Origin of the sequence: Paenibacillus oralis (genome assembly GCF_003863965.1) — a bacterium.
Taxonomy (GTDB): domain Bacteria; phylum Bacillota; class Bacilli; order Paenibacillales; family Paenibacillaceae; genus Fontibacillus; species Fontibacillus oralis.
The window spans coordinates 3,739,212-3,758,359 of sequence record NZ_RRCN01000001.1 but is presented as its reverse complement, the minus strand read 5'-3'; the positions used below and the strand labels follow the sequence as shown (position 1 = coordinate 3,758,359).

Annotated in this window: 15 protein-coding genes and 1 pseudogene; 8 read left to right on the top strand and 8 right to left on the bottom strand. The window is 54.7% G+C overall.

The annotated features are described in order from the left end of the window. Positions 1-131: 131 nt before the first annotated feature. Positions 132-5,714 (bottom strand): glycerophosphodiester phosphodiesterase family protein, encoded by a 5,583-nt coding sequence (locus EHV15_RS16830; RefSeq protein ID WP_128632212.1) that lies wholly within the window; start codon positions 5,712-5,714, stop codon positions 132-134. A gap of 446 nt (positions 5,715-6,160) precedes the next feature. Here EHV15_RS16830 and EHV15_RS16825 point away from each other — a divergent pair, with 446 nt between their 5' ends. Then, positions 6,161-6,676 (top strand): VOC family protein, encoded by a 516-nt coding sequence (locus EHV15_RS16825; protein WP_128632211.1) that lies wholly within the window; start codon positions 6,161-6,163, stop codon positions 6,674-6,676. Here the strand turns inward: EHV15_RS16825 and EHV15_RS38345 are convergent. Both EHV15_RS38345 and EHV15_RS16815 read right to left on the bottom strand, forming a co-directional pair. Then, a complete protein-coding gene (locus tag EHV15_RS38345) occupies positions 6,614-6,925 on the bottom strand; it encodes a DUF1186 domain-containing protein (RefSeq protein WP_178075873.1) in 312 nt (103 codons plus the stop codon). The two genes, EHV15_RS16825 and EHV15_RS38345, sit on opposite strands and share 63 nt — an antisense overlap. 48 nt (positions 6,926-6,973) lie before the next feature. After that, positions 6,974-7,879 carry an NAD-dependent epimerase/dehydratase family protein gene (locus tag EHV15_RS16815; RefSeq protein ID WP_128632210.1) on the bottom strand — a complete coding sequence of 302 codons (906 nt, stop codon included), beginning with the start codon at positions 7,877-7,879 and terminating at the stop codon, positions 6,974-6,976. 183 nt (positions 7,880-8,062) lie between these two features. Between EHV15_RS16815 and EHV15_RS16810 the strand changes: the two are divergent. Both EHV15_RS16810 and EHV15_RS16805 read left to right on the top strand, forming a co-directional pair. Continuing rightward, positions 8,063-8,560 (top strand): annotated as a pseudogene (locus EHV15_RS16810) (GNAT family N-acetyltransferase); the annotation flags it as partial. A 39-nt stretch (positions 8,561-8,599) separates the two neighbouring features. Beyond that, positions 8,600-9,355 carry an SDR family NAD(P)-dependent oxidoreductase gene (locus EHV15_RS16805; protein ID WP_128635393.1) on the top strand — a complete coding sequence of 252 codons (756 nt, stop codon included), beginning with the start codon at positions 8,600-8,602 and terminating at the stop codon, positions 9,353-9,355. Positions 9,356-9,790: 435 nt separating this feature from the next. Here the strand turns inward: EHV15_RS16805 and EHV15_RS16800 are convergent, their stop codons facing one another. From EHV15_RS16800 to EHV15_RS16790, 3 genes are all read right to left on the bottom strand, one after another. Continuing rightward, positions 9,791-10,018, bottom strand: coding sequence for a sulfurtransferase TusA family protein (locus EHV15_RS16800; protein WP_128632209.1), 228 nt, complete (start codon positions 10,016-10,018; stop codon positions 9,791-9,793). Between the two features lie 12 nt (positions 10,019-10,030). Further along, entirely contained in the window at positions 10,031-11,104 is a 1,074-nt protein-coding gene (locus EHV15_RS16795; protein WP_128632208.1) for a YeeE/YedE family protein, read from the bottom strand. A gap of 99 nt (positions 11,105-11,203) precedes the next feature. Continuing rightward, complete coding sequence (locus tag EHV15_RS16790; protein WP_128632207.1) at positions 11,204-12,085, bottom strand: LysR family transcriptional regulator; 882 nt, start codon at positions 12,083-12,085, stop codon at positions 11,204-11,206. A gap of 176 nt (positions 12,086-12,261) precedes the next feature. Between EHV15_RS16790 and zwf the strand changes: the two genes are divergently transcribed. From zwf to EHV15_RS16775, 3 genes are all read left to right on the top strand, one after another. Next, positions 12,262-13,791, top strand: a complete 1,530-nt coding sequence (gene zwf / locus EHV15_RS16785) for a glucose-6-phosphate dehydrogenase (protein WP_128632206.1) — start codon at positions 12,262-12,264, stop codon at positions 13,789-13,791. A gap of 31 nt (positions 13,792-13,822) precedes the next feature. After that, complete coding sequence (gene fsa, locus EHV15_RS16780) at positions 13,823-14,485, top strand: fructose-6-phosphate aldolase (RefSeq protein WP_128632205.1); 663 nt, start codon at positions 13,823-13,825, stop codon at positions 14,483-14,485. 523 nt (positions 14,486-15,008) lie between these two features. Next, positions 15,009-15,683, top strand: a complete 675-nt coding sequence (locus EHV15_RS16775; protein ID WP_128632204.1) for a uracil-DNA glycosylase — start codon at positions 15,009-15,011, stop codon at positions 15,681-15,683. 373 nt (positions 15,684-16,056) lie between these two features. On the opposite strand, the gene EHV15_RS16770 is transcribed toward EHV15_RS16775, so the two are convergent. Next, positions 16,057-16,851: an SDR family NAD(P)-dependent oxidoreductase gene (locus tag EHV15_RS16770; protein ID WP_128632203.1), complete on the bottom strand. Its 795-nt coding sequence runs from the start codon at positions 16,849-16,851 to the stop codon at positions 16,057-16,059. 156 nt (positions 16,852-17,007) lie between these two features. Here EHV15_RS16770 and EHV15_RS16765 point away from each other — a divergent pair, with 156 nt between their 5' ends. Then, positions 17,008-17,568, top strand: coding sequence for a CDP-alcohol phosphatidyltransferase family protein (locus EHV15_RS16765; RefSeq protein ID WP_128632202.1), 561 nt, complete (start codon positions 17,008-17,010; stop codon positions 17,566-17,568). Positions 17,569-17,581: 13 nt separating this feature from the next. Here EHV15_RS16765 and EHV15_RS16760 read toward each other — a convergent pair whose 3' ends face one another. Continuing rightward, positions 17,582-18,151 (bottom strand): DUF1697 domain-containing protein, encoded by a 570-nt coding sequence (locus EHV15_RS16760; protein ID WP_128632201.1) that lies wholly within the window; start codon positions 18,149-18,151, stop codon positions 17,582-17,584. Positions 18,152-18,336: 185 nt separating this feature from the next. Between EHV15_RS16760 and EHV15_RS16755 the strand changes: the two genes are divergently transcribed. Continuing rightward, positions 18,337-19,020 carry a LysM peptidoglycan-binding domain-containing protein gene (locus EHV15_RS16755; RefSeq protein WP_128632200.1) on the top strand — a complete coding sequence of 228 codons (684 nt, stop codon included), beginning with the start codon at positions 18,337-18,339 and terminating at the stop codon, positions 19,018-19,020. Positions 19,021-19,148: the final 128 nt, after the last annotated feature.

Below are 19,148 nucleotides of genomic sequence, written 5' to 3'. Positions count from 1 at the left end.
GACCCTTTAATGATGAAATTTTTGAAAAACAAACTTCTTACCTTACAATAAACCTTCCGTGTTATCCCGGTATTAACGTTATGTTAACGGTTTGCAAAAGAGCGCGCAGGATTCACGCCCGTCCGGGAACCTTATTCCAGAAAGCCGGACGCTTCAAGGAAACGTTCCAGTATGACCGCCGACTGCGCGCGCGACGACGGAGCCGCAGGCGCCAGCCTATTCCCGGATATGCCATTAAACAAGCCCGCCTCAAGGACCAGACTCCATTCTGCTTGTCCCCATTTCACCTCAGAGGCGTCGCGGAACCGCTCAAGCGCGCCGGAGCCTCCCGCAGCCGCAGCCTCGCCGCCAAAACCGGCCAGCTTTATGGCCCTGGCCATCATGACCGCCTGCTCGCCGCGGGTTACGGGAGCGTCCGGGCGGAAGGTTCCATCGGCATAGCCGCTCACAAGCCCGGCCGCAGAAGCTGCCCGCACATACGGAGCAAACCAATCGTTCGCGCCGACGTCGGACAGCGCCGGGGTCACCGCGCCCTGCTCCGAAGCGGCCGTGCTTTCGCTATCGCTTAGCCCTAACGCGCGCACCAGCATCGCCGCAAATTCGGCCCGGGTCACGGCGCGGTCGGGTTCGAACGCTCCGCCGCCGGTGCCGCTTAAGAGCAGCCGGTTCGCCAGCTTCTCGGCAGCGGCTTCGGCCCAGTGGCCGTTCATGTCGGCGAAGTCCTTGTTCATCGCGACGGCCGTATAAATCCCGTTGCCGCCATGGATCAGGACGACTTCTGGAGCGTCCGCCGCATACCGGCCCGGCGTAAAGGACAGCGCCTTCTGTGCCGTTTCGTACCGGGCGCCGGCGATTTCCATGCCGTTTCCATCCCCCGAAAGGCCAATATACTTGATGCTGCCAAGGAGTGCGAACGGTACGGCGGATTGGAACGAAGGGGCCGCCGCCTCAAGGGCGAACTCCACGGCAGGCCCGGCCAGCGTTCCGCCCGCGCGGTCGGCGGCGTTCCGTACGGCTTCCGCCTCAGCGCTGTCCAGCCCGCGAACGGTGACGACCAGTTCCAGCGCATCCGCGTTAACGCCGAGAGCCTTTGCCGCCTGTGCGGTATCGAGCTGGTGCAGCGGCAGTCTATAGCCCGCGTTCAGATCGGCGTTTACCGCCGTCAGTTCCGCTCCGCTCGTTCCTGCCGCTTCGGACAGCACGGACAGTGGCAGCGTCAGACGCTCACCCGTAAATCTGACCTCAACCCGCCGGCCGTCCCGGAACGCCTGCTCCAGCTCCGCGGCCGAAACTGCGCCGCCGGTGGCTTCCACTACGCCTGTCTGCTCAGCTTGGCCTGGCTGCGAAACACCGCCGGTCCCGGACGCTCCGCTATTTCCGCTGTTCGTTCCGCCGCTGCTGTTGCCAGGCGAACCGCCACCACTGCTGCCACCATTACCGCCTCCTCCATTGTTGCCTCCTCCGTTATTGCCGCCCCCCGGCGATTCGCCGCCGCCGTTAACGGCAATTTCCACAGGCTCGGAGTACAGATCGTAGGTGCCGCCGCCGTCGATCGCAGCAGAGTAGCGCAGCAGCGCGTAGGCTTTACCGGCTCCGACCGCCTGAATCGACGCCCCGTCCGCCTGCACCGCGTCAGCTCCGGCAATCAGCACGACTTCGGGCTCGACCTCCGTTTTGTCGCCTTTGTACGTTTCAACCTGGGCGCTTAAAGTCCTGCTCTCACCCTTGTCCAGGGTAATGACCGGCTCCCGGGCGGCAAGCGAAGCGGCCCAATCGGAAGCATAATACGTATAATCCGTCGTAATGCCAAACGCGCCCATTTTAAAATACTTGACGATATCCTCGCGCTTATTTAGCGTCCACGGGGAAATCAGAAGTCCGCGGTGCTTGGCCGCTTCCATAAATTTCGGACCCAGCCCGTTATAATCGGTATTATAAGTCCAGTTTTGCTTGGATAACGCTTTGAGCGTGTCGCGCAGCGAACCTTCGACATTGTTCTCGCTGGCGATATAGCCGGTCAGCAGGCCGGCGTTCATTTCCGGCATCAAAACCGCCAGCCGGTCCAACTGCGCCGGGTGAAAGGACATGACATTGACGATATCCTCGGCGTTATATTTTTTTACGGTGCTGACAAAAGCATCCACCGCCGCCGGCGTCTCGGTTTTGATCTCGGCATACACCATCCGCCCTCTGGCGCGGGCCAGCTCCAGCTGTTCGTCCAGCGTCGGCATCCGGACCACCGGAAAACCCTGCGGATAAGGCTTGTTGGCGTTAAACGCCTTAAGCTCGGCCAGCGTATAGTTCTCTACCGGTCCGAAGCCGTCCGTCGTCGTTTCCAGCACGGAAGAGTGCGAAATGATCAAGTAGCCGTCTTTGGTCAGGAACATGTCGTTTTCAATGTAATCGGCTCCGGCGTCCAATGCCATCGTATTGCTTTCGATCGTGTTTTCCGGCGATACGGAAGGCATGCCGCGGTGCCCGATCATATAGACTTTCCGCACCAGTGTCGTATCCCGTCCGTACAGCTTCAACGCTTCATGCGCCTCGCCCGGCTCGGCAGCCACCATCCCGTTGACCCCGGCCGTAATCATGCGATGCAGCGGCAAAACCCCGCCGGAGGAGTCAGGCGCTTCCTTGCTCCAGACCATGATCGCCAGCTTCTGCAGGTAGGACACATTCTCGCGGGTCGCCGCGCTTTGCGGCAGCAGCACGATCCGAGCCTGGCTCGCGGCCGTCTGCCTGCGGATGTCCAGAAGTTCCTCCCGGGAAGGATTGGCGATGGCGGTGAAATCCAGAATGCTGCGGATCATCGGATACGCCGCACGGGCTCTTTTGACCAGATCCGCCCGGTCCGAAACGATAAACACATCCTCCAGCCCGCGAGCGCGCAGTTCATGAACCAGCCGGTCCACGGCCAGCTCTTCGGTGACATAAAAGGCCGGAATGACCTTAGCGCCGGCCGCGGCAAGCGCCTCATCCAGACTCGCAATTTCTTGGCCGCCGCCCGGTTCCGTCACGGTCAACTCCGCGTTCAGGTGAAATATCGCCGTGGCGGGCAATTGGCTCCCCGTCAGCTTAGCCAGATCGCCGGAGCGGGCAATATCTGTCACAATCGTCGGCGCCATGGCAATCCGCGTTTCCGGCTCCGCCACCTTGATGAACGGTTCGATCGCCGGAGCGGGCAGCGGTTGTTCCAGCAGCGTCACCCGGATGTTATCGATTCTCATGTCGCTGCCGTCCGCCTGGAAGCCGATGCCGCCTTTATCGTAGGCGGTTGCCTTGACCGAATCGATAATCATCAGCTCGTCCACCCATTCCTGGACCCGGTTCCCAAAGGCTTTCACCGTATAATGCAGCGCCCCCCCTCCCTGCATCGGCTCCGTGTAGGAGCCGCGCTCCATCACGTTCCACTGGTTCGACGCCGTGCGTTCCGCGAATTCGATGCCGTTGTATGCGGACGGGTCTTTGCGGACGGCCATCTGATAATAAGGGTAGTTCCCGCCTTGAATCCGGAACATGATCGAATTCCAGCGGGCGCTGTTATTTGCAGCCGTATTCGTGATGTCCGCCTCGATGGTGTAGTTGCCGAACAGCTTCAGATAATCAGGCAGCAGCACCCGGGACGGGTTATCCGGAGAAGCGGACGCCTGCATCTCAAACGCTCCGCCGCGTACGGCCGCTTTGCCCTCGGATGCTCCCTGAAGGCGGGTCCAAGCCTCGGGAAAAGCCCCCTCCGCCAGCCGATCGAAGTTCTCTTCATACAGGACGTATTCTTCGTCTTCCGCGGCCTTGGCCACGACGATCAGGCTGAGCTCGGCGTTGTCTTTGCGGACCTTCACTTCGTATACGCCGGGATGCTCCGCCGCCAATTCCCCACCATCTACACGGATTGCCCCGCCGCTTTCGTCGGACCATTCCACAGCGTCACCGCTTAGCTCCGCCGTGGAATAATCGCTGGATTCAGCCGTGAACATGACGGACGCCAGCTTAAGCGGAGTTCCGGCATCCGCCAGCAGGTAGCCGGTATCGTGCGCGAGCTTCAGCACCTTCGCCCCGGTCAGCGACGGCGTCACCCGGACGGTTGCGCTCGCTTCCGCCTGATGGTACACCGCGGTGACGATCGCCTCGCCTTCCTTCAACGGAACGGGCTGATTATCGACGATTTTGATCACACTCTCATCCGAAGAATACAGCTTGAGCTCCTTCCCCGTCACAGGCTCTTCCAAGCCGTCGGAGTAATATACAGTCCCGGTCACCGTCAGCGGCCCAGTCAGCGCTTCCGCCGCAGCCGGCAGGTTCAGGTCAAGCCGATTCGCCGTGATGCGCGTAACCTTCAGGTTGTCGAAAGAGACCGTCATCTGGTCAGCTTGAAAACCCACCTTTCCCCGCTCCAGCAGGTCGCTCTCCAGCGTCCTGTCCATCAACAGGGTAAAGTCCTCGTCGTCCTTGGCCTTGATGTATTCCTTGACGTTATTGCCGAACACCCGGACCTTCATCGTATAATCCTCGCCCGGTTCAAGCGGCCGCCACGTTCCGTTTGCCGGGACGGACCAGTTGTTGTCGGGCTTGCGGTAAGCGAACTCATACGTGCCGTTCTGGCGGACGGCCATTTGATTATAGGGGGCTTTGCCGTTTGCGGGAACCCGGAACATCAAGGCCGCCCAGCGTGCCCCGTTCAGCACGCTTTCAATTCGGACATCCGCCTCCACCGTATAATTATCGCTTTGAACCGGCGCCGTAATCCGCGCCTGCAGCCCCGCTCCGTTGCCGTCAAAACGCAGTCGGCCGTTCTGATACGTCTGATACACCGCGTCCGTTATGCTGTAAGTGTCTCCGGTGACGGTAGCCGCCTCATGAACCACCCGGAAAGCCGGGCTGCCCGCATTAACATCGGATATCCATCCGGGCGGCACAGTACCTTCCTGCATATCATCGAAATTTTCTTGAAACAGTACCGGATCGACGGCTCCGGACACCGGCCCGTCGTAGTCCAGGTTCACCACCCCATAACCCGAGGTATCATTCCAAAAGCTCATCGTATTGTAGGCGCTCCAGTAGCTTGTCCGCTGCTTGGCCGTATCAGCGGCATCGTAACGGTTGGTGACGCCCACCTCAAAGCCGAGCTGCCGGCTCAAGCGGGGATCCGTATTCAGCATATCCCACGGCACGGCAAGCTCCGCGGTCCATCCTTCCGGCGTGGCCTGGATGGCGCGAAGCACCTTTTTCTCGTCCTTCCCCGCGTGATTGTTTAAGGCCGCGCCGAACCGGAACTCCGGCGTGCTTGAGCCCTCCGCGTAAACGAGGCCGATCTGCATATCATCCTGCACAAATGGCGACGACCGGTGCAGCGCCGGATCGAAGAACAGGTGCAGGCTGTCCTGATCAAACCAATACCCGGACGCTCCGCTAATCGGCGTATCATCCTCGATCCGCACACCTATGTATAAATAGGCGTCGTCCCACAGCAAGCCAAGCCGGCTGTCTTCACTTGCAGACGGATCGGTATGCACCGTGAGCGGCTCGCTTACGTTCCAGAACGATTCATCGAGCCTCCCGTCGATCGCGGGGGCCGTCAGGGTTCGAGCGGCCCGTATCTCCGCCCTCCCCGGTTCCGCCGCCGCCGCAACCGGCGCGGGCCTAAGTCCGACATCCGCGAGTCCGGCCAGGAGCGACAGAACGGCAATCATATTCAACAGCTTTGTTGCTTTGTACATTCGCGTATCCCTCCCTGTAATAGTGCAAGTTCAAATAGGTTGAAAGATGCGGCGCACGTCCGTCGTCCGGCTAAAGAAGACACGGTCCCAAGCTTTTTTAGGCAGCACAAAAAACCCTTCTTTTCCGCTCCCGCGAGGCCATGGACCAATCCGGTCCGTTTTGCCATGCGGATAACGTAAAGAGGGTTTTCTCCTTGTCTCTACCCGATATTCAATTGCTTTGAAAAGCTTTAAGGGCCGCCGTCTGCCCGGCCGAACACGAGGTTCTCCAACATCTGACGATACCTTCACTTTAACGGGGATTTATTAACGCTGTATCATTGCCGGGTAAACGGATTGTCAATTCGTCTCAAAAGGTATTACTGACAGCAGCTGTCAGTGTAAATGATTTATAATGACGAAAAGCTTCGATAGATGCTTGATCAATTATACGAGGAGGAACAACCATGACGAAATACATTGGAGCAACCGGAAACTATACAAAAAATGGAGTACCTAACGGATTTACGGCGATAACACCATTTATCGTAGTGAATCATCCTTCTGAAGCCATCGAGTTCTATAAATCTGTTTTTCACGCAAGGGTTAAGGATATTACTGAGTTTTCGGATGAAAACGGCAATAAAATAGTTGTGCATGCGGAATTGGATTTTGGAAATGGATTTTTGCAGTTGGGAGCAGCGAATCCGTCCTATAAACTGGTTTTGCCGCCTGGTGAGGATAATGCCTGCTATTCCTTGGGCATTTATGTTGCTGACGTGGATCAGGTATTTGAACATGCAGTAGCAAAAGGTGCGCGAGTCAGAGAGGCCGTTACAAACTTTGTTTCAGGTGACCGGTTCGGAAGCATTTGGGATCCTTTTGGGGTGAGATGGAGCATTATGACCAGGGTTGAGGATTTATCCGAAGAAGAGAGCACCCGGAGAGTGAGAGAATGGGCTGAAAGTTTGAGCGGTAATTGAAAAATCTATGTAGTTCTTCTCGAGTTCCCCGCTTTCATACAGTTGATTGATATCTTCGTAAACTTGGAGCGGGTAAAGATCACTGGAGCAAGACATGATCTCGGCGTTCAAATAATATGGGGTATCCGAAAGCCTGCCGTTTAACAATTGTTTCATGTAATCTATTGCAAACTCTCTCGTCAATTGGTGATCAAAAACAAGCGTAACTATAGCTTTTAACGCTTGTCCCCTATCGGCGCATTCCGGCAATAAAAAAACCGTCTGCAGACTCGCAGGCGGTTTTGATGATTTTCCCCATTAGATATCCGTGTGAGACAAAGCGAGCTGATCCTCAGGCATCGCCTTGGTCGAGCCGTCCAGATTCAGGATGGAGCGCCAGGAATAACGGGGTTCATAACCGAGTGTTTTCCGGGCCTTGTCGATAGCCATCAGCGTCTCGTGGCCTTGGATCTCCTTCTTTAAAGGGACCTTCGGAAAATACTTTTCGGCCAGATCGCGGCTCGGATCGGGCATGATCGTGTCCGGGGCCGTGATGTGGAAGACCTCATGTCCCAGCCCGTTCTTCTCTATCGCCAGCAGGCAGGCGGTTGCGGCGTCCCGTACATCGCAGTAAGCCCATGCGTTTTTCTTCTGAATATCCTTCTCCTTGTCATGCCAGTGCAAGATCGGAATCTTCTCATACTCGTCGGGTTCATACATGTTGGCGAAACGAAGGGATACGAGCTGGGCATTCGTCAGTTTGTGAAACATCCCCGTCAGCTGTTCCGTCAGCGCCTTCGCCATCGCATAGGAGGACTTGACGAGCGTCGGATGCTCTTCATCCACGGGAAGATAACTAAGCTCTTCCGGTACGAACGGATACCCTAACACAGTTTCGCTGGACGCCCATACCAGCTTGGGAATTTTCAAATCCTTGCAGGCTTCGAGGATATTGAAATTGACGATCATGTTATTTTCGAATATGGCCTGGGGCGTATTTCTTACGTCCGTAGGGATGTTCCCCAGATGAACGACGGCATCGCATCCCAACAGGAGCTGGATAACCTGGCCGTAATCGCGCAAATCCGCCTGGATAAAATTTTTCGACGCGGATTCTTCCCGCAGTTTCCGGTCCGAAGCGACTACGTCGTGCCCCGCTTCAAGGAACGTTCTTACGGTCCAGCGGCCGATTTTGCCCGCCGCGCCCGTTACCACTACTTTCACGATGGATTCACTCCTTTGATCCTGAGATCAAAATCTCTTTTTTAAAATCTCCCATCTTTGATGGTTTTATTAGAGGAGGAACGTATTTACCGCAGCGTGGTGCAATAAAATCCCGGATGTTATAATGAAACGAATTCCTTGAATGGGTTACCTGCTGCAGATTCCGCAAAAAGGAGGCAAAACATGCTGTTGCAAGGAAAACGAATTATACTGAAACCAGCCGCCAAAGAAGACGCCCAGTCCCTGCTGGATCTCGAGGTAAGAAACCGGCCATTTTTCCAGCAATTCAGCGGCAAAAGGGACGAATCTTTTTACACCTATCAGGGGCAGGCGGATAGAATCGGCAGATTTTTGGAACAAAGCGAAGCCGATCAAGGCTACCTTTTCTTGATTTTTTTGCCGGGCTCGGATGAAGTGATCGGCGAAGTGATGTTAACCGAGGTCGCCCGCGGAAATCTGCAAGGCTGCTGGATCGGCTATTTCCTCGATCAGGCTTACAACGGCCAAGGTTATATGACGGAAGCCGTGAAGCTTGTCGTCCAATATGCGTTTGATGAGTTGGACCTTCACCGGATCGAAGCCGGGGTGATGCCGCATAATGCCGCATCGATGCAGGTGCTGCTGAAAGCGGGTTTTAAGAAAGAAGGGCTTGCCCGCAAAAACGTAAAAATTAACGGAGAATGGCGGGACCATCAAACCTTTGCCATCCTCAAAGAGGATATGCCGGCGATTTCCGGCGAAGTCAAGCCGGCGGCCGGCCGCCGCTTTATTATTTTCGGAGCCAGCCAAGGCCTGGGCGGCGCGTTCGCCAAAGCCTTGCCCGCCGCCGGGGATACCGTGTGGATCGTCTCCCGCAGCCGTCCGCAAAGTTTGGAACTTGCCGACGGCGTACACCGCCATTGGATTGAAGCCGATCTCGCTTCGCCGGATGCCGGAAGCATCATCGCCAAAGCGCTTCAGGGCGCGGTCATCGACGTGCTCATCTATAATGTCGGGATCTGGGAAAGCCGGGGGTTCGGCGCAGACTATGATTTTGAAAAAGACGACCCACAGCACATATCCGCCATCCTCCAGGTAAACTTGACCTCCGCGATCACCTGCATTCAGAAGCTGCTGCCGAATCTGAAACAATCGGACCGGGGCAAAATCGTTCTGATCGGTTCGACCGCAGGACTGGAGAACAATCATATATCCCAGGTCGCTTTTGCCGCATCCAAGTTTGGTCTGCGCGGCGCAGCTAATGCGTTAAGGGAGCATCTTAAGCCGCATGCCATCGGCGTAACCTGCATTAATCCGGGAGAACTGGCCACCCAAATGCCTTATGAAGCCGGCGCCGAAGCGGTCTGGTCGGCCTACCGCGGAGCGCAAATCCCCCTGCAGGATATCGTTGAACTGGTCAGATGCGTCATTCATCTCTCGAACGCTTCGTGCGTGAAAGAAATCAACGTGCCGGCCATGCTGGATGCGGATGCTTGATTTTGGGCTCAGAACTAAAAGCGGCGTTTGACAAAACAATCAAGCATTTCATGTTGAAAAACCCCTGGGGAGAACATAACGGAAAAAAATGTCGCTATTGGGTCGATATCCCCCATGTAGAATCAAATAGAGGAAATTTATGGCGCTATTTTCTTGAATCGCATGGGAATGACCCTTTTCCGTACCGTTCAATGGGCAATAAGACCATAATATACCGCTAATGCTGATGAACATCTCCATTGTGGAAAATAAGACCATAAAGTTCCGTTATTTTTATTTTTTATCGCCCTCATTCGGATCAATCGCTCTATGCCAAGTGTAGGAAATGCAATTATTAAGGAGCCCCTGCAAACAGCAAGCCCCCGCAGGTTCGTTGCCGGATGCATGTTCCGGCCCGTACCTCGCGGGGGTTCCTGTATAAAACGCCTTAACGGCTTATTTCTTGCGGACGCTAATCGTCCATGTCGCATCGCCGATTTGCTCGTAGTTGGTTACCGTATGGCCTTCTTCAGCCGCCCACTGCGGAATGCTCTCCGTCGCCTGCGTACAGTCGAAATCGATGATCAACTCGTCTCCGCTGGCCAGCGATTCCATCGCTTCCTTGGCTTCAATCAGCGGGAAGGGACAAACCTGGCCGATTACCGACAATTTCTGTTGAGTCATATGTTCTCCTCCTTAAACTGCTGTTTGTACCGAAGCGGTGGTGCGTGCTTCAGCCTTGCGGGAACGGGGACGTACATACACAAAATAAGATGCGGTCCACGTCCCGAGAATCATCACCGCCAGGGCCACCCAGCCCTGCCAGGTCATCATGGCCGTCTGAACCAGGCCGTTGCCGATGGAGCATCCTCCGGCCAGGCTGGCGCCAAAGCCCATCAGAATGCCGCCGGCAAAGCTGATGACGGACGTCTTGGCGTCCGGCGCGCGAAACTTGAATTCCCGGCTCGCCTTGGCCGCGGCAAACGAGCCAAGCAGGATGCCGAGCACCAGAAATACGCCCCAATTCAAAATCGTTTGATCTCCCGTTACAAGATATTGCACGATGTTCGCCGAAGGCGTCGTTATGCCCAGGCCGGCCTTTCTTCCGGTCGCTTCGCTGAGCGGCCAGGCCAGAATCGCGATCAGGCCAACCAGGATCGCCGTGAAGAACGGATGCCAGCGTTTCTCGAACAGTAAATGAGCGAGCCCGCTCCGCTTCGCTTTCAAAGCCGGCAGCGCCACCTTTGGTTTGCGCAGCTCCCGGACCACCAAAAAGGCGGTGATGATGACCACCAGCGTCACAATGAACCAGGCGCTGAGGCCAAACGTCTGCGGAATGGAATTCGTCGGAGCGCTGACGGCCGAAATCGACTTTGTGAAGCCTGACAACGGCCCCGTTTTCATCACGGCGCTCATCACCATATAGCCGAACAACGCAATCCAACTGCCGATCAAGCCTTCGCCGGCCCGGTACCAGGTCCCCGTCGCGCATCCTCCCGCCAGGACGATCCCGATACCGAAGACGTAATAGCCTATAATGACCGCAAGCCAATTGAACGTCCCGGCGGAAAATTCGATCACACCGAATTGCGCCAGCGCGAAAATACCGATAGCCTGAACCGCAATGGCGATCAGCAGAGCGTAGAACATGCGGTTGTTTTTGGTCAGATACATATCTCTAAAACCGCCCGTCAAGCAGAAACGGCCCCGCTGCATCACAAAGCCCAGCAAGCCGCCGCAGATCAAGCCGGTAATGACCATTTGCAGCATGTTTTCACCTCTCCTTATAGAATTTTCATCTCTATACCGCCAATGCTATCAATTCCGATTTATTTAGTCAACATTAAATTACTTCCATGCTTACGCTCCCTATTTAAAGCTTTCGATAAACCGCCGGGCCGCTTGCGAAAGCGGCATATTCCGCATGTTCATGATACCTACCTGGGACGGAGGAAGCTTGACGTCCAACCTGATTTCAAACAGGGATCCTTCCTCCAGCTCCTTGGACACGAATTCCCGCGCCACGTAAGAAATCCCCAGTCCCCTGCGCGCCATCTCGATCAGCAGCCCCACGCTCCCGACCTCGATTTCGGGTTTGAGCTCAAAGCCATAGTCCTGAAACAGCTCCGTGATGGCCATCCGCGCCCGGCTGTTGCGCGAGAACAGAATGAGCGGATACTTCATCAACTCCTCCAGCGTCAGCACCTTGTCTCTGAGCTCCTCATAAAAACGGCAGCCCGCCACAAAGCAATCCTGCAGTTCGATTCCCTGCCTGACCTCAATCTGCGAATCCACAATCGGCATCCGGGCGACGCCCAGATCGATTTTCCCTTCTTTCAGAAACGTCATAATCTCCGGCGTGGTACCGTGCAGCAGATGAATGCCGATCCCCGGGTACCGGACATGGAACCCCTCCACGAAGGGCAGCAAATAATGCTTAAACAGCGAGTCGCTGCCGCCGATCCGCAGCTCGCCGCTGTCGAGGTTTTTCAGCTCGGCCATTTTCTGCTCGGCCGTCGTTATTAAAATATGGGACTGCTCGATATAGGAAAAAAGAACGGCCCCCTCCTGGGTTAAAGAAACTCCCTTGGAATTCCGGTAAAACAAAGTCAGCCCGAAGCTTTCCTCCAGCTGTTTGATCGCATGGCTTACGCTCGGCTGAGTCAGATACAGGGCATTGGCGGCTTGCGTCAGACTGCCTGTTTTGGCGGCCCAGTAAAACACTTTGTATAATTCATAATTAATGCTCATAGATGTGATCTATATCTCCTGTCAAATATATTAATTACATATATGAAGTCTATTCGTATTATAGTGGATTATGAAAAAAGATACCATAGCTTACAGATAGGAGATAGGGCTATTTTATCCTGTCTTCCGTTCATCCTATATGACGATAGAGAAGCTATGCGAGAGGAGAGAAACGTATGGAAGCCAGCACCTTTGTTTTGTTTGGGGCAACAGGAGATTTGGCCAAACGGAAAATTTACCCCGCCCTGTTTAATCTATTTCTCGATGGCAAACTGCCGCAAGCTTTTTCCTTGATTGGCCTGGGCCGGAGAGAATGGTCCGATGACACCTTCCGGGCGAACATCGAACAATCTCTGCGCAGCTTTTCCAGACGGGAAGCGGATGATTCCGGGGCCTTAAACCGGTTTCTGAGCGCATTCCGCTATCAGGTGCTCGACGTGGGCCGCAAGGAGGATTACCAGACTTTGCTGCGGTTGATCGAGCAGCGGGAGCAAGCCTTGGGGGCTGCCCCGAACCGGCTGTTTTATTTGTCGGTGGCGCCCGAGCTGTTCGAAACGATTTGCACGAACATTCAGGAAAGCGGACTCGGCTCCGCCAAGGGCTGGAAGCGGCTGATCATCGAAAAGCCGTTTGGACGCGATTTGGAATCCGCCCGCCAATTTAACGCGCAGCTCAGCAAAGCTTTTACCGAAGAAGAAATTTTCCGGATCGACCATTATCTCGGCAAACCGATGGTTCAGAAGCTGGAAGTTTTGCAGCAGACGAATCCGGTGCTGCAAGCGGCATGGAACAACCGTTACATCGCCAACGTGCAAATCACCGCCAGCGAAACGGTCGGCGTCGAGGAACGGGCCGGTTATTACGATAAGTCCGGCGCCGTCAGGGATATGTTCCAAAACCATATGCTCCAGCTCCTGATGATGCTGGCCAGCCATCTGCCAAGCAGCAACAGCCTCGAACAGGTGCGGCAAAACAAAAAGCTGGTGATGGAATCCCTCGAACCGCTGCCGGTTGAAAATGTGGGAGTAAACGTAGTGCGCGGACAATATACTAATGGAGTAATTCAAGGCAAACCCGTCGTCGGCTATACGTCCGAGCCCGGCATTGCCCCAGGCTCCGCCAACGAGACGTTTATCGCCGCCAAGCTGCAGATCGACGATGTCTTTTGGCGCGGAATCCCGTTTTATATCCGGACCGGGAAGCGGATGAAGGAGAAATCGACGCGGATCGTGATCGAATTCAAAGAGCCGATCAAACAGTCCGCCGCAAAAAAAGACGGTCAGGTGCCCAATCTTCTGGTGTTTGAAATCAGCCCGAACGAAGGAATTTACCTGCAATTGAACTCAGGGGGAGTTTCCCATAAACAGGATCTTACCCCGGTGCTGATCGGTCCCGGACAAAGCGGCAACGCGGTGCCTGAGGCTTACGAAAACTTGATTTTCGACGCCTTGCGCGGGGATTCCACCTACTTTGCGCATTGGGACGAAGTCGAGTTGTCCTGGAAATGGGTGCAGCCGATTCTGGACGCATTCGCGGCAGGCCGGGTTCCCCTGCACGATTACCCGGCAGGCTCCTTCGGTCCGGAGGCAGCAAACGAATTGCTGGCCAAAGACGGGTATCGTTGGTGGTTCGACGAAGAAACGGACGCCGGCGCCGCAGAACCATCCACCGCAAACGGCGTTCGGGAAGCCTTGTCGGTCAAATAAAGCCAAAATCTATAATTTGGAGGTAAGGACGATGAAATTTTTTATCGACACAGCGAATGTGGAAGACATCAAAAAAGCTTACAAAATTGGTGTTTTGTCCGGAGTGACGACCAATCCTTCCCTCGTCGCCAAGGAAGGCGTGAAATTCGAGGACCGGATCGCCGAAATTCTGCAGACCGTACCCGAAGTCGAATCCGTCTCCGCCGAAGTGACGCCTGACGCTTTAACCGCTGAAGATATGATCGCCGAAGCGAACGAGCTGATCAAAATCAACAACAACGATTCCAAGATTACGATCAAGCTGCCGATGACGCTCGCCGGGCTGGAAGCCTGCCGTTATCTTTCCCAAAAAGGCGTAAAAACCAACGTGACGCTCATCTTCACCGTCAACCAGGCGCTGCTCGCCGCACGCGCGGGGGCTACTTACGTATCGCCGTTTCTCGGCCGCCTCGACGACATTTCGGAAGACGGCGTACAGCTTGTTTCGAAAGTGGCCGAAGTATTCCGCATTCACGGGCTGGAATCGCAAATCATCGCCGCTTCCGTACGCCACCCGGACCACGTGACCCGCGTTGCGCTGGCCGGCGCGCATATCGCCACGATTCCGTTTAGCGTGATCGAACAGTTGACCAAACACCCATTAACCGATCAGGGATTGGAAAAGTTCGCCACCGACTGGAAAAAATCGCTGTAACCCCCCGGATTCCCGGGTTCCTCCTTATGGACCGCCGCCTCGGCCTCGCCGGGGCGCGGTTCTTTTTTTGCGGACCGGAGCAATGCCGCGGCCAAGGATAACTTGGACACTTTCTCTCCGGCGAGGCAGGAACTTTACGGAACTTTGTCGAAATTTAACCTTAACAAACTAGCGGACAGTTGCTGGAATAACGTGAGTATGGCGGCGGGCGGGGCTCCTCTTGCGGAGAGTAAAACTTAAGGGCAAAAAATGTCGCTATTTCGGCGATATCCCCCAAGTTGAGTGAAATAGAGGAAATTTATGGCGTTATTTTCTCGAAACACATAGGAAATGACCGCATTTCATAACGTCCATAGGAAAATAAGGGCAAAAAATTCCGCTAATGAAGATGAACATGGCCTGGTCTGGAAAATAAGACCATAAAGTTCCGCTATTTTTGTGAGTTGGGTGGGTACCCAGCCGCAGATTACCGCGTTCTTTCCAGGGTCGATCCGCTAGATTTAAATTCGAGGTGACAAATGTTTTGACTATTCTGAAAAACGATTGGGCCCCATTCCTGGAGGCCGAATTCGCGAAACCGTATTACTTGCAGCTGCGCAAATTCCTGGCGAACGAATATAAAACGAAAACGATTTATCCCGACATGTACGATATTTTCAACGCGCTTCATTATACTTCTTTCGCTGACACGAAGGTCGTTATTTTAGGGCAGGACCCTTATCATGGACCGGGGCAAGCCCATGGGCTAAGCTTTTCCGTGAAACCGGGAATTAAGCCCCCTCCTTCCCTGCAAAATATTTTCAAAGAGCTGCAGGACGATTTGGGCTGCTCCATCCCCAATAACGGCCACCTCGTACCGTGGGCCAAGCAGGGAGTGCTGCTGCTCAACACAGTGCTGACCGTGCGTGCGGACACGCCGAATTCCCACAAGGATATGGGCTGGGAGAACTTCACCGACAAAGTGATCGAGACGTTGAACCAGAAGGAGGAGCCGGTCGTGTTCCTGTTGTGGGGCAGCCATGCCCAGAAAAAAGCGGCGCTTATCCATAACAGCAACCATCATCAGATTCGAACGCCGCACCCAAGCCCCTTGTCCGCTCATCGCGGATTTTTGGGCAGCCGTGCTTTTTCGCGGGCAAACCAGTTTTTGCGGGACAAGGGGCTTCCCGAAATCGATTGGCAGCTTCCGAATTTGTAACTCAACTTTTTTCGCAGAACGAAGCCAAATTAAAAGCAGGTGGAGCAAATCCCACGAAATGCAAAAGTGCAGGCGATTATTGTCGAAACTCCCCAAAACGGTGGTTCAAATGTAAAAATGCAGTTCATTTCCGGCCAAAAGCTGCTTTTTTATCGTACAGCCCTAAATGAGATGTACTTTTGCATTTCAACCGTTCTAAAATGGTAATTTACGGAGAATCGAATGCACTTTTGCACTTGATCCCCATCAGACCGTCCTTCTTCCCATGAAAAACGTACCATTTTTTCTCCCGGTAGATGGTGGATATCCCCAATTGCATCAAGGGCCTACTAGCCAATTTCATACTGCTTAAGTTGAGTTATGCATTTCAAACTTAGAATACGCTGCGCACCAATCCCCCGTCGATCCGCAGCGCGGCGCCGTTGATCGCCGAGGATAGCGGGCTGCTCAAATAAGTCACGAAATGGGCGATTTCCTCCGGACGAATCAGTCGCTGAATGATCGAAGTCGGGCGGTTTTCCGCCATAAATTTCTTTTCCGCCTCTTCGATCGTCAGCTTTTCGTTCGGGTACAGCGTGTCCAGCATTTTCTCCACTCCTTCGGTCAACGTCGAGCCGGGCATGACCGTGTTGACCGTGACACCGGTCCCTTTCGCCAGTTCGGCCAAGCTGCGGGACACTGAAAGCTGCATCGTTTTCGTCGCGCTGTAATGCGCCATTTCCAGCGATGGCATGATCGCGGCTTCGCTGGCCACGAAGATGACCCGCCCCGTCCCTTTTTCCAGCATCCGTTTTAGATACCCGCGGGTTAACCGGACGCCGCTCATCACATTGACTTCAAAGAACTTGAACCATTGCTCGTCAGGGATATCGAAATATTCGGCCGGCTCAAAAATCCCAAGATTGTTGATCAGAATGTCCAGGTCCGGATAATCGTCCATCACCTTGTTGCATCCATCCTCCGTGCCCAAATCGGCCGCCGCCGGTTTCAGGAGCGCCGCAGGATACTGCGTTTGAATCTCCGCGATAGCCTGGTTAACCTTCTCCTCACTCCGGCCGTTGACGAGCACGGTTGCGCCTTCCGCCGCCAGCGAAGCGGCGATCGCTTTGCCGATGCCGGCCGTGGACCCGGTAACGAGCGCCGTTTTTCCTTTCAATTGCAAATCCATGACCAATCCCTCCATAACTCTCCTGATATTTCTTGATCCATTATGTTATTATGCACTCAGAGATCGTGAAATTAATAGTACGCACTTTGCGGTAACATAGGCACCAAAAAGTGCCTTTGGCAGCCGCGCCATCAACCCTGGAATGAGGAGAACGGTATGAAGCATCTGGCCAATGGCTTGACCCTTAGCCGCATCGTCCTGTCTTTCATGTTAATTTTCATGATGAATAAACCGGCGGCGTTTCTCACCTTCTATGTGATCGCCGGGTTCACCGACGTGCTTGACGGATGGATCGCGCGCAGAACGAATACGGTCAGCGAGAACGGGGCCAAACTGGACTCCTCGGCCGATCTCCTGATGTTCGGAATAGTTACCGCCGCGTTGGTTCGCTGGTCGGGAGACCGGATGGGGATCATCTGGCCGTACCTTGCCGTCGCCGTCGCCATACGCCTGGCGACCGCCGTTTATGCCGCCTGCAAATATCGCACCGTGGCCATGATCCATACCTGGGGCAACAAATTGACCGGGCTTCTCGTCTTTGTTGCCCCCCTGATCATGATCGCCGCCGGTAACAAGCCGTGGGTGCTCGCTGCAATATGCATCATCTCCACGATCACCGCCTTGGAAGAGCTGCTGATTCATCTGACCTCGCGGAAGCTCGAGTTTAACCGGAAAAGCTTGTTCGTAGGCAAAAATCGGGAACGGCGTGCTCACTAACCGATCCTAACTTTTACTGCTGCTTCTCCAAACCTTCGGCCAAAGACACCAGCTTGTTTACCGTCTTCCAGTTGCGAACGGTGACGGATTCATCCAGCTTCTGCAGATTCGCCGCCAGCTTGGAGTTGCGGACGCTGTCGGAGAACAGCAGATAAACCTCTCTACCGGCCGCGCGGAATTGCTCCTTGTCGTTCGCGTAAACGGTGGCAAATCGCTCCAGCGCCTCCGTCAAAGGCTCGCCTTTCAAAAACGCCACGTACAAGCATTCTCCCGCCGAAGTCGATTCCGCCGCGGATACCTCCTCCGCCGTAAACGGGCAGCCCGCCGCTGCGCCTTCCAGCTCTGCCGCCGTTCTTAAGACGACAGGGACGTCCAAGCCGAGGTCCTGGCGGATAATCTGTTCGATCCGCACGCGCAGCGCCCCCTCCTCCTCATCCGATACGAACAGCACATTTCCGCTTTGAATATAGGTTTGCACCTCTTTTAAACCGTTGTCCGTTAAAGAACGTTTCAAATCGGCCATCTTGATCATGTTTTTGCCGCCGACGTTAATGCCCCGCAGCAGCGCAATATAAACCGTCATGTTCTATCCTCCTTGAACTTGTACTCGGGCAACCGCCATAAATCCAATATACACCAAACCTCAGATTAACCTATAAATGAATGTTCAAAAAGTCGGCTTTTCAGCATCGCGAAGGTTGAGGGTAACAGGCGCCCAGCTTTCGCATAGTGTATAGGAAAACCGTTCATAGAAAGGAGAACGTTTCCTTGTTCAATCACTACTATCGGCATTGCCCCGCAGAGCACTATCCATATACGATCCAGCCCGGAGACACACTGAATTACATCGCGTTTCGGCTGGAATCGAGCGTGTCGCGAATTCTCACGGCCAATCCGGGGATCGATCCGAACAATCTCCAGGTCGGTCAGGTGATCTGCATCCCGTCCTGTCCGCCCAATCACTTCTCGAAAATCATCGAGCCCGGGGATACGCTGTATGCCATCGCGCAGGCCTACGGAGTCAGCGTTTCGAGCATTTTGGAGGCCAACCCGGGAACGGATCCGAATTCCTTGCGGGTTGGGCAGCGCCTCTGCATCCCCGCTATCGGGGCCGGAGGAGCGGCCGATATCTCGGGGATTCGCGAGACGCTCACCGCGATGCAAAGCGACATTAACATGCTAAAGGCCGAGAGCAGCGTGCAGCAGACGGAAGAAGCCAACTACGGCTCTTCCAAACAAACGACCCGCGTACTTAGCGTAACTCCCCGCGAAATCCGGTTCGAGGCCGTTCCCGTCACGTTCGCCGGCTCTTACCGCGGCCATTACACCGGAGGCAAAAGCTATCCCTACTACCTGGATGCCGCCATGGGAGGGCGGCGGGGAATCACGGTCAAAGATAATTTCGGGGTGTGGCATTCCTTCAGTTACACGGTGGAGATTGAGGCGCAATAGAAGTTGTAATCCCCCGCTTTGGGAAGGTATAATGTTAAGGATCACATTCGCATTGGAGTGACTTTTGAATCATGATCCATTACATTCGCTTACGTTAATGAAAGGTACGGATGGCGTAAACTCGGCTT